Raw genomic sequence first — 10,547 nt, 5'->3', positions numbered from 1 at the left:
CAGCAGGTGCAGGGGGTGTGGTGGAACGAAGGCGGCATGCCCGACGACACGCCCATGGCCCAGCGCCGGCTGGCCACGCTGCAGCAGTGGCTGGCCTGGCAGGGCGTGATGGCCGAGGTGCAGGTGCAAACCACCCGCCTGCCCATCGGCGAAGCGCTGCTGTCGCGCACGGCCGACCTCGGCACCGACCTCATCGTGATGGGCGCCTACGGCCACGCACGTTGGGCCGAGGCCGTGCTGGGGGCGCTTTCAGCAGCCCGGCTGTGCCTCCTGCGGCGCACGCACCAGCAGCACCGGCACTTGCGCCAGGCGCAGCACCTGCTCCGCGTCGCTGCCCAGCAGCAGCCGGCCCACCCCGCGGCGGCCATGCGTGCCCAGCACGATCAGGTCGGCCCGCCACTGCCGTGCCTCCTGCGTCACCGCGTCGCACACCCGCGTGGCAAAGCGGTCGCACAGCACCGGCTCGGCCGGCACGCCAGCGGTTTCGGCCTGGGCGCAGGCCTGCTGCAGCACGGCTTGGCCGGCCTCGCGCATCAACGGGATCACGTCGCCCAAAAAGGCCGTGCCCGTCTCGAAGCCGGTGGCAAAGCTCAGCTCGTCCACCACGTGCAGCAGGCGCAAGCGACCGCCGGTGAGACGGGCCAGGGCAATGGCCTCCTGCAACCCGCGCTGCGAGGTGGCACTGCCGTCGACAGGAACCAGGATGCGTTGGTAGGCCATGGCATGGAACTCCGTGTGTGCTTCGATGCACCCAGTGTTGCCAGTGCAGCGCCGCCCGCCCTTGATGCCGGTCAAGCGCTGGTTCAGCGGACGCGCCGCCTGGGGCTACAGTGCCACCAAAGCGGGCTGCCTGAGCGCCCCGCGCCACTCAACCAACCCAGGAGCTGACATGACCGAGCTGTCGAACCCACACGCCCTTCAAGACCGCATCACCGAAGGGCTGCGCCATGCGGTGGACGACGCCGATGCGCTGATGCAATCGGGCCTGAAGCAGGGCGACGAGCAGGCGCAAGCCCTGCGGGACCGCCTGGCCGCGCGCCTGCAGCAAAGCCGTGAACAGCTGCAGCTGCTGGAAGACGAAGCCATGCTGCGCGCCCGCAGCGCCGCCCGCGCGGTGGACCACCAGGTGCAGGCCCATCCGTATGCCGCCATCGGCGTGGCGGCGGCGGTGGGCGTGATCGCCGGTCTGCTGGTGGCCATGGCCCGCGAACGCTGAGCAGCGCCGCCCGCGGGCGGGCCCGCGGCTCAAGATGCGCACCGGCCAGCCGAAGACAGGACACCCCCGGGCAGTGATCGCCCCCTCTTCGCCCGCGCCACCGTGCAAGCCGCCCGCCCTCTCCTGCCGATGCCCTTTGCCGCCCTGGCCGCATGGGGCACCGCCACAGCCCGGAGTGGCCGATGCAGCCGCTGATCGACGCGCTGGAGCGCCGCCTGGCGCTGGAACGCGCCGCCCGCAAGCTGGCCCAGCAGGAGCTGCGGGACGTGCAGGCCCGGCTCGACCGCCTGCTGGCCGAGCAGGACGCCACGGTGCGTGCCCGCACCGAAGAAGCCCGCCAGGCCCGCGACGAGGCCCTGGCCGCCAGCAATGCCAAGAGTGCGTTCCTGGCCAACATGAGCCATGAGATCCGCACGCCGCTGACCTCCATCATCGGCTTTGCCGAGCTGCTGATGCAGCCCGGCCGCGGCATGGTGGACCGCGAAGAGGCGCTGCAGGCCATCATCCGCAACGGCCGGCACCTGCTGGAAGTCATCAACGACATCCTGGACCTGGCCAAGATCGAGACCCAGCAGGTGGAGCTGGAGCAGATCGACCTGCCGCTGCCGGTGCTGCTGCGCGACCTGAATGCACTGGTGGCCGGCCGCGCGGCCGAGCGGGGCCTCGACTTCCAGGTGGTGCCGCATCTGCCGCTGCCGCCCGCGGTGCGCACCGACCCCGTGCGGCTCAAGCAGGTGCTGCTGAACTTCCTGAGCAACGCCATCAAGTTCACGCCGCGCGGCAGCGTGACGCTGGAGCTGCACTACCTGCCCGAGCTGCCGGCCATGCGCTTCGTGGTGGCGGACACCGGCATCGGCATGTCGCCGGCGCAGCAGGCGCGCCTGTTCCAGCCCTTCACCCAGGCCGATGCCTCGACCACGCGCAAGTTCGGTGGCTCGGGGCTGGGGCTGTACATCTCGCACCAGCTGGCCAGCCTGCTGGGTGGCCAGGTGAGCGTGAGCAGCGAGCTGCAGCGCGGCAGCCGCTTCACGCTGGAAGTGCCGCTGCCGGCCGCTGTCCCCCGGTCTGAATTGCTGACGATGGAAGGCGACCTGGTGGACTACGGCCGGGGCGACTTCGCGATCACCGCCATCTCGGTGCCCGATCTGGCCGGTCGCGTGCTGCTGGCCGAAGACGGCCCGGACAACCAGCGGCTGCTCACCGCCTTCCTGAAGCAGGCGGGCCTGGGCGTGACCGTGGCCGGCAACGGCAAGGAAGCGGTGGAGATGGCGCTGCGCCAGGACTTCGACCTCATCCTGATGGACATGCAGATGCCGGTGATGGACGGCGAGACCGCCGCCCGCCGGCTGCGCGCTTCGCACTGCAAGGCCCGCATCGTGGCGCTGACCGCCAACGTGATGAAGGGCGACGTGCAGCGCTACCGCGACGCCGGCTGCAACGACGTGCTGGCCAAGCCGGTGGACCGCGAGCGCTTCTACGAAGTGATCCGCGAACACCTGGGCCTGGGCTTCGAGGGCGACGAGAACGAGGCCGCCTTCCAGCGCGAGATGGCGCAGCTGCGCCAGGCCTTCCGTGCTGGCCTGCCAGCGCAGGTGGAGGCCATCCGCGAGGCGCTGCGCAGTGCCGACTGGGCGGCCCTGAGCCGCGTGGTGCACACGCTGCGCGGCACCGCCGGCTCCTTCGGCCATGCCGTGCTCAGCGAGCAGGCGGGCGACGTGGAAATGGCGCTGCGCGGCAGCCACCCGATGCGGGCGGCGGTGCTGTGCGAGGGTCTGCTGCTGGAAGCAGCGGCCGTGCTGCGAAGGCCAGAGCCCGCCATCCCTACAGCGTGAAGCGCTGCTCGGGCAGGGCCCGCAGCCAGTCCAGTGCCTGTGCCGCAGGCATCGGGCGAGACACCAGGTAGCCCTGCACTTCGGTGCAGCCGGCGGCCTGCACCTGGGCCAGTTCGTCGGCGGTTTCCACGCCCTCGGCCACCACATGCAGGCCCAATGAGGCGCCCAGCATCGCGCAGGCCTTGACGATGCCCTGCTTGCCGCGGTCTTCGCCCAGCCCGGTGATGAAGGCGCGCTCGATCTTCAATTCAGAGAACGGGATGCGCGAGAGCTGGAACAGGCTGGAATACGCGGTGCCGAAGTCGTCGATCGCCAGGTTGAATCCCAGCATGCGGATGCGGGCGGTGTTCTCGATCACCGAGGCCAGGTCGGCCATGGCGTCGGTTTCGGTGATCTCGATGGTGATCCAGCTGGGGTCCAGCTGCACATGGTCCACCGCGGCCGCCAGCTCCTGGCAGAAGGCCACGTTGGACAGCGACTGCATCGACACGTTGATGGAGGCGCTGACGGCCATGCCTTCGTTCAGGCAGGTGGCCACGAACTCCACCGTGCGGCGTGCCATGTGCAGCGTGGCCTGGTCCAGCAGGTGGTGGCGTTGCAGGGCGGCCACCAGCCGGTCGGGCATCACCACCGCGCCATCGGCATCGTGGGCGCGCATCAGCGCCTCGAAGCCGATGATCTCGCCGGTGGCCAGGCGCAGCTTGGGTTGCATCCACGGCTGCAGCACGTCGCGGTCGAGCAGCGCCAGCAGCTCGTCGCGCGCCAGCTCGGGCAGCGGGGCGGGCGTGGCCGGCGCCTGCGTGGCCTGGCGGCAGGGGTAGGCCATCACCTCGCGGGCGATCTCGTCGGCATCGGCCGGCAGCTCGCCCACCCCGGCCAGTGCCAGGCCACAGACCGAGGCCAGGTTGGTGGCGGCCTTGATCACCGCGCGTTGCTGCCGGCTGACGATGAAGCAGGCCGGCGCATCGGCGCGGCGGGCCAGCAGCCGCATGAGCTGAAAGCCGTCGCCATCGGCAAAGCGCAGGCCGGTGACCAGCACCGCCGGCAGGTCCACGCGGGGCTGCATCAGCAGCCGCTTGATGCCCAGCACGTCGTGCACCACCGCCTGCACCGCGGCACCTGCGCGCGCCAGGGCCTGGGCCAGGGCGTCGGCGGTCTCGGGCTCGGCCACGGCCACCCACACGCTGCAACGCGGCGGCGCGGGGGTGGCGTCGTCCTGCGGCGCGCCGACCTGACGGGCCGCCTGGATCAGGGCTGCGTCAGAGTGCATGGCAGAGCTGGCGCACGTCCTGGAAGGAGATCGGCTTGATGAGCAGTTCGTTGAAGCCGGCCGACAGCATGCGCTGCTTGTCCTCGGGCATGCTGTGGGCGGTGTAGGCCACCACCGGCAGCCGGGTCAGGCCCAGGTCTTCGCGGATGCGACGGCACACCTGCTCGCCGCCCATCTGCGGCATGCGCAGGTCCAGCAGCACCAGGTCGTAGGCACGCTGGGCCAGGCGGTCCAGTGCGGTGCTGCCGGTGTCCACCACCTCGGCCTGCCAGCCCAGGCGGCGCAGGAACATGGCCACCAGCTGGCTGTTGAGCTGGTTGTCGTCCACCACCAGGGCGGTGCGCGGCGCGGCGGCGGTGGCGCCGGGCTGGGGGCCGGCGGGCGTGGGGGCCGGCAGCCCGTGGGACTCAGACATGGTGGGTGTTCTCGGAAGAAGGGGATGAAGGCTCGGCGCGCGGCGGCAGCCACAGCGCGACCGTCGTGCCCTGGCCGGGCAGGGAGCGCAGCGTCATGCGCCCGCCCAGCAGCTGCACCAGCTGGCGCGCCAGCGGCAGGCCCAGGCCGGCGCCCTGCCCCGCATGGTCGAAGCTGCCCAGCGCGGCATTGAAGCGATCGAACACGCTGGCCAGCTTGTCGGGCGACATGCCGATGCCGGTGTCGGTGACCTCGATCACCAGCCCGGCGTCTTCGCCGCGGGCGATCAGGGCCACTTCGCCCTGCTCGGTGAACTTCAGCGCATTGGCCAGCAGGTGGTCCAGCACCTGGTTCAGCCGCGCGGGGTCGGTGCTGACCTCATCCGGGCAGCCGGGCTGCACGGCCAGCCACAGGCGCAGGCCACGGGCCTGGGCGGCCGCGGCGTGGCGCGCATGCACGCCGCGCAGCCAGGCGGCCACTTCCAGCGCTTCGGGCCTCACCGTCATGCGGCCGGTCTCGATCTTCACCAGGTCGAGGATGGTGTTGACCATGCCATGCAGCTGGCTGGCGCTGGCATGGATCACCGCGCCGTGGCCGCGCGCCTCGGCATCGGAGCTGGTGTCGCGGATGGTCTCCGCGTAGCCCAGGATGCCGTTGAGCGGCGTGCGCAGCTCATGCGACACGCTGGCCAGGAACAAGGTCTTGAGGCGGCTGCCGGCCTGCGCGGCGCTGCGGCCGGCTTCCAGCGCCTGCAGCAGGTCGGTCTGCTGGCGGGCATGCCGCACCAGCAGCACGATGAAGGCCAGCACCACCAGCGTGACCACCGCACCGGCCGCCAGCGCATTGCGCTGCAGGTCCTGCGAGTCGGCCAGCACCTCGTCCATGCCCAGGCCGCACAGCACCACCAGGCCGTAGTCGTCGAGCCGGCGAAAGGCCCATTGCCGCTCGATGCCGTCGAGCGGGCTGACCGCGCGCAGCAGGCCCACCTCTTGGGCCATGGCCTGGCGGAACAGCAGCGTCTGGCCGATGTGGTGCAGGCCGCTCTGGTCGGTGGGACTGGCGCTGGCGCGCACCACGCCGTCGTTGCCCACCAGCATGATGGCGCCATGGCGGCCCAGGTCCACCTCGCCATAGAAGCGGGTCAGGTAGTCGGGGGTCATCGACAGCACCACCACGCCGTCGAAGCGGCCGGCGGGCGTGTCAATGCGGCGCGTGATCTGCAGCGACCACTTGTTGGACACCCGGCCCAGCACCGGCTGGCTGATGTAGAGCCGGTCGGCGGTGCCGCGCGCATGCACCTTGAAGTGCTCGCGGTCGCGCAGGTCCACCCGCTGGAAAGGCTGGGTGGAATGGCTCACCAGCCCGTTGGCGCCGATGAGGGAGACGAGGTGGTACTCCGGCCCCACCACGTCGCGCGCCAGGAACTGGCTGAGGTCGAAGCCGGCGCCCTTTTCCAGGTACTCGTTGCGCACGTAGCGCACGGCCTGGTCGGCGCCTTCCAGCGTCTTGGCCGTGTGCTCGGCAAAGGCGCGGGTCAGGTTGGCGAGGTTGCGCTGCGAATGCTGGACCGCGTTGTTGCGCTCTTCCGCCAGCTCGAACCCGGCGCCCAGCCACAGCAGGCCCAGCAGGAACAGGCTAAGCCCGATGGACAAGGCGGACTGGCGCAGTGCCGCCCACCAGGGGACCAGGCCCGCCAGTCTCGCGGGGCCCGCCGTCGCTGCACGGCTGTGCGCCGGCGCGGTGGGGCCGGCGTGGACAGCACTTGCAGGGGGGTCGATGGCGTTGAGCGACTGCATCGGGCGAGCCTTGGGGCCGGGCAAGGGCCTGCGCCCCGGGCAGGGCAGGGCGATGACGGTTTATCGGCGCCTGGCCGGGGGGCTTGAGCAGCGGGACCGAGCCGCCAGGGGCGGGCTGCGGCGTGGGGGGCGCCTCAGCGGCCCGTGGGCGTGCCGTCGCCCAGCTGCCCGGCGATGGCCAGCAGCTGCTCGGGCGTGGGGCGGTCCCAGTCGTCGCCGATGGCGCCCACCGCGTAGAAGCGGATCATCTCGGCCACCACCAGGGCATGCTGCCAGCCACTGGTCTGCAGCCGCTTGCGGATGGACGGGTGCACCTGGCGGGCTTCCATGTCTTCCAGCAGGGCTTGCGACAGGCGCGCCTGCTCCTCGGCCGAGAGGCCGGCGATGTCGCGCACGATCTGCTCGCGGCGTTGGCGAATCCAGGCTTCGGTCCAGCGGGCTTCGCGGCGGGCCTGGGCGGCGCGGTCTTCTTCGCTGCGGGCGGCGGTGGTGGCATCCGCCGGGCTGGTGGCGGGTGCCTCGTGCCGTTCGGCGGCGGCCTTGGCGGCGCGCTGGGTTGCCTCGCCGGACAGCAGCGCCTTGAGGTAGCGGAACGGATCGCGCAGCGGCTCTGGGAAGGCGGTTTCCAGGCGCTTGCGCAGGGCATCCAGGCCTTCGGTGAAGGCCTGCTGGCCGTAGGTCTCGATCAGCTCCTCTGCACGGCCGTCGTCGATGCCCAAGGCACGCGCCTGGGTCACGGCGCCCAGGTCCACCGGCTGGGGCGGCTGCCGCGGCGGCAGCGCTTCACGCGCCTTGGGGCGGATGAGGAATTGCAGCTCGGAGACGAAGCGGCCGGCCTTGTGCTCCACCAGCTCGACGTCGATGTCGGTGATGGCGCAGACCTCGGCGATGGCGGGCTTGAGCGTGTCGCGCTTGAAGATGCGGTATTCGAGTTTGGCGGTCTTCTCGTTCTCGGGCCGGCCGCTGAGCACCGGGCGCCACCAGGCCCAGGCCTGGCGCGAGGTGCGGCCGATGTCCTTGTAGCGCGAGCAGATCTCGTACAGCGCGATGCCGGCATGCGAACGCAGCTGGGAGATGATCTCCAGCGACAGCCGGGCGAACACGGTGGGCTGCAGCAGTTCCTGCTTGAGGTTGACCGCATACGACCACTCCACCCACACCTGGCCGCGGATCTTGCTGAGGCGCGCGTGCGCCAGCAGGCCGCTGACGTTCCAGGTGGTGCCCTCCCCGGTGGTGGGCGACTGCCATTCCACGGTGGTGGACACCATGGCCCGCAGATGCTTCTTGATCAGCTCCTGGTCGTTGGAGTCGAAGTCGACGCCGCGGATGATGCGTTCGAGCGGGGCGCTGAAGACGTCCTTGTCCAGGCCCTGGGACTGGGCCTCGAACAGCAGCACGTTGTAGCTCTTGCGGCCCAGCGAGGTGATGCGCTGCGACTTGGGCACGATGGCCAGCGTGTTGACCGGCTTGCGCAGTGGCACGGTGATCTCGGCCACCGGCGCCCGGCCCCTGGCGGCCCGGCGCTGCGGCGCAGGCACCGCGGCGGCGAACTCGGGCGCGCCGGCCTCGAAGAGCGGCGTCTGCTCGGTGAGGACCAGCTCGGACGTCATGGGCCGCGACTTTAGCCGAGCTTTCGCTCATGTGAACCAGCTTCTCACATCAACGTGGCGGCCCGTCTGGCGAGCGCTTTCCTGAAAATCCTCACGTGAGAGTCGCGGTGCCGCGGGCTCTGGCAGCTCAGCCTTCCTGAAAAGTCTCACGTGTCCGGTCTAGCGTGTCTGGTGGCGGAGGGTTTTCGGGTGGGGGGGCCGAGGCATCCGCTTCCCGAAAAGCCTCCAATTCAGCCCCCGGCGCGGTGTGATGGCGCCCTGGAGGGCCATCGCGTCACCCATCCACACGGGTTCCGGCCCCACCAGACCCTGTGGAAATGCCCGACGGAGCGGCTCCCGACCCCGCTCCGGCCCCTCCTGAAAATTCTCCGCGGCCGTCCCGCTTCCCCTCCACCCTGCTCCCGCAAAGCCTCCGCCGCTTCCTGCATCCACTCACCTGGTCGGCGCTAAGTGGTTGATCTGTAAGCAGAATTGGGCGCCTAAAGGTATTAAAGGGCTTGAAGGTATTGAACTCATTAAACCCGGAGCCTGGCGTTGCAGAAGGTCCACAATGCCGGTTGGCGGTCTTCCGGCGGTCTTTCTGCTTTGCAAGCGGGGGGTACGTTGACAGAATCGACTCCCAGAGCAAGCTAAACGTCAAGCTTGCACGGTTCGTGAAACCAGGAGCGTTCTGTTGGACCACATGACAATCAAACCGCCGCGGCCCATTCCGTTGGATGGCATCCGCGACCAGGCGGACCGTGCCGTCGCGATGATGGGCGAGATCCGTACCGCGATGCTGGCGCCCACCGCCCGCAAGGCCCCGCCGGTTTTCAACCTGAGCCAGCTGGCCGCGATGCTGGGCATCGAGAAGGGCTCGCTAAGCCACCGCCTCTCGCGCGGTGACTTGCCGACGGGCCGCCTGAACGACGCCGGCAGCCGCCGGGAGTTCAGCCTCGCCGAGGCCCGCACCTGGATCCGCGAGTACCGCAAGGAATGGCTGCGGCCGGCCGGTGGTGAGGCGGTAACCATCGCGATCGGCAACTTCAAGGGCGGCGTGACCAAGACCACCACCGCGGTGACGCTGGCCCAGGGGCTGACGCTGCTGGGGCACAAGGTGCTGGTGATCGACACCGACCCGCAGGGCTCGCTGACCACGCTCTTCGGCATCCTGCCGGACACCGAGGTGGAAGAGGACGACACCATCCTGCCGCTGGCGATGGGCTCGGAAACCTCGATCCGGTATGCCATCCGCCCGACGTACTGGGATGGCATCGACCTGGTGGCTGCGGCGCCGATGTTGTTCGGTGCGGAGTTCGCGCTGCCTGCTCGGCAGACGCAGGAGCCTGGCTTCGAGTTCTGGCGCGTGCTGGACCTGGGCATCGACGACGTGCGGGGCGACTACGACGTGATCGTGATCGACACGCCGCCCTCTCTGTCCTACACCACCATCAATGCCTTCATGGCGTCCAACGGCATCATCATGCCGCTGCCGCCCAACGCACTCGACTTTGCGTCCGCATCACAGTTCTGGAGCTTGTTTGCCGATCTGACGTCGGAATTGCTCACCAAGCGCGGGCTGACCAAGGAGTTCGACTTCATCCATGTGTTGTTGGCGCGGGTGGATTCGGCCGATGCCGCGAGCAACATCGTCAGGCAGTGGATCGGGCAGACCTACGCCGAGAAGGTTTTGCCGGTGGAGATTCCCAAAACGGCGGTGGCGGCCACCACGAGTGCGGAATTCGGCACCGTGTACGACATCGCGCGCTACGACGGCAGTGCCAAGACCTTCAAGCGAGCGCGAGATGCGTACGACACCTTCGTGTCGCACATCGAACGCTCGGTGTGGTCGGTGTGGCGCCGGCAGGTGCTGGAGCAGGCGGCGTTGAACGGAGGCGTGGCGCCGGCAGGTGGCGTGGCTGCCGCCGCCCCCACGGTGCGAGGAGCTAGGTAATGGCCAAGAAGCTGTTTGAGAAGGCGGGGCTGATCCAGATGCCTGCCGCTGCGCCTAAGGAACCCATCGCGCCCAAGCCCGCGGAAGAGGTTCGGGCGAAGACGGCGCCTGGCTCGATGCTGCATTTCATGTCCGCGCAGTCCACTGCCATCAAGGAGGCGGAGAGTTTGCGGGAGGAATTGGCGCGCTATGAAGGCGCCCTGCCGGTGCGGCATCTGGACCCGCGGTCTATTCGTCCTTCGGCATGGGCCAATCGGCATGCGGCTTCGTTCGAAGGTCCCGATTTCGCAGCTCTCAAAGATGAAATCGCTGCGGCCAACGGCAATGTGCAGCCGATCAAGGTGCGGCCGATCCAGGGAGGGGCTGCGGTGGCGGGCGAGGGGGTTGGACCGTCCAACCCCCCTGGCGGGATGGTGCCTGTCTACGAAATCGTTTTTGGTCATCGGCGCCATCGCGCCTGCCTGGAGCTGGGAATT

Annotated in this window: 9 protein-coding genes and 1 pseudogene; 4 read left to right on the top strand and 6 right to left on the bottom strand. The window is 69.6% G+C overall.

Annotation, left to right across the window (positions count from 1 at the left end; genetic code table 11):
• Together ABNT58_RS08400 and ABNT58_RS08395 are read right to left on the bottom strand one after the other, a co-directional pair.
• Window positions 1–194 (bottom strand): hypothetical protein (locus ABNT58_RS08400; protein WP_348753046.1); only part of this gene is annotated, 194 nt, incomplete at its 3' end.
• Window positions 195–249: 55 nt separating this feature from the next.
• Window positions 250–720 (bottom strand): universal stress protein, encoded by a 471-nt coding sequence (locus ABNT58_RS08395; protein WP_348753045.1) that lies wholly within the window; start codon window positions 718–720, stop codon window positions 250–252.
• 169 nt (window positions 721–889) lie between these two features.
• Here ABNT58_RS08395 and ABNT58_RS08390 point away from each other — a divergent pair, with 169 nt between their 5' ends.
• Window positions 890–1,216, top strand: coding sequence for a DUF883 domain-containing protein (locus ABNT58_RS08390; RefSeq protein ID WP_348753044.1), 327 nt, complete (start codon window positions 890–892; stop codon window positions 1,214–1,216).
• Window positions 1,217–1,398: 182 nt separating this feature from the next.
• The gene (locus tag ABNT58_RS08385) at window positions 1,399–3,048 is read left to right on the top strand and encodes an ATP-binding protein (protein ID WP_348753043.1); all 1,650 of its coding nucleotides are present in this window, start codon (window positions 1,399–1,401) and stop codon (window positions 3,046–3,048) included.
• On the opposite strand, the gene ABNT58_RS08380 is transcribed toward ABNT58_RS08385, so the two are convergent.
• The 4 genes from ABNT58_RS08380 to ABNT58_RS08365 all read right to left on the bottom strand — a co-directional run bounded on the left by ABNT58_RS08380 (window position 3,038) and on the right by ABNT58_RS08365 (window position 8,138).
• A complete protein-coding gene (locus ABNT58_RS08380; protein ID WP_348753042.1) occupies window positions 3,038–4,318 on the bottom strand; it encodes an EAL domain-containing protein in 1,281 nt (426 codons plus the stop codon). The genes ABNT58_RS08385 and ABNT58_RS08380 overlap by 11 nt on opposite strands.
• Window positions 4,308–4,733 carry a response regulator gene (locus tag ABNT58_RS08375; RefSeq protein ID WP_348753041.1) on the bottom strand — a complete coding sequence of 142 codons (426 nt, stop codon included), beginning with the start codon at window positions 4,731–4,733 and terminating at the stop codon, window positions 4,308–4,310. Before ABNT58_RS08375 ends, ABNT58_RS08380 begins: the two co-directional genes overlap by 11 nt.
• On the bottom strand, window positions 4,726–6,384 hold the full coding sequence (locus tag ABNT58_RS08370) for an ATP-binding protein (protein WP_348753040.1): 1,659 nt from the start codon (window positions 6,382–6,384) through the stop codon (window positions 4,726–4,728). The genes ABNT58_RS08375 and ABNT58_RS08370 overlap by 8 nt, the downstream gene beginning before the upstream one ends.
• A gap of 278 nt (window positions 6,385–6,662) precedes the next feature.
• Window positions 6,663–8,138 carry a replication initiation protein gene (locus ABNT58_RS08365; RefSeq protein WP_348753039.1) on the bottom strand — a complete coding sequence of 492 codons (1,476 nt, stop codon included), beginning with the start codon at window positions 8,136–8,138 and terminating at the stop codon, window positions 6,663–6,665.
• Between the two features lie 682 nt (window positions 8,139–8,820).
• Between ABNT58_RS08365 and ABNT58_RS08360 the strand changes: the two genes are divergently transcribed.
• Window positions 8,821–10,071, top strand: coding sequence for an AAA family ATPase (locus ABNT58_RS08360; RefSeq protein ID WP_348753047.1), 1,251 nt, complete (start codon window positions 8,821–8,823; stop codon window positions 10,069–10,071).
• Window positions 10,071–10,547: pseudogene (locus ABNT58_RS08355) on the top strand (hypothetical protein); the annotation flags it as partial. The gene ABNT58_RS08360 and the pseudogene ABNT58_RS08355, both read left to right, overlap by 1 nt.

This window comes from uncultured Aquincola sp., assembly GCF_964001545.1.
GTDB lineage: Bacteria > Pseudomonadota > Gammaproteobacteria > Burkholderiales > Burkholderiaceae_C > Aquincola.
This window is presented reverse-complemented; position numbering and strand designations above follow the sequence as displayed.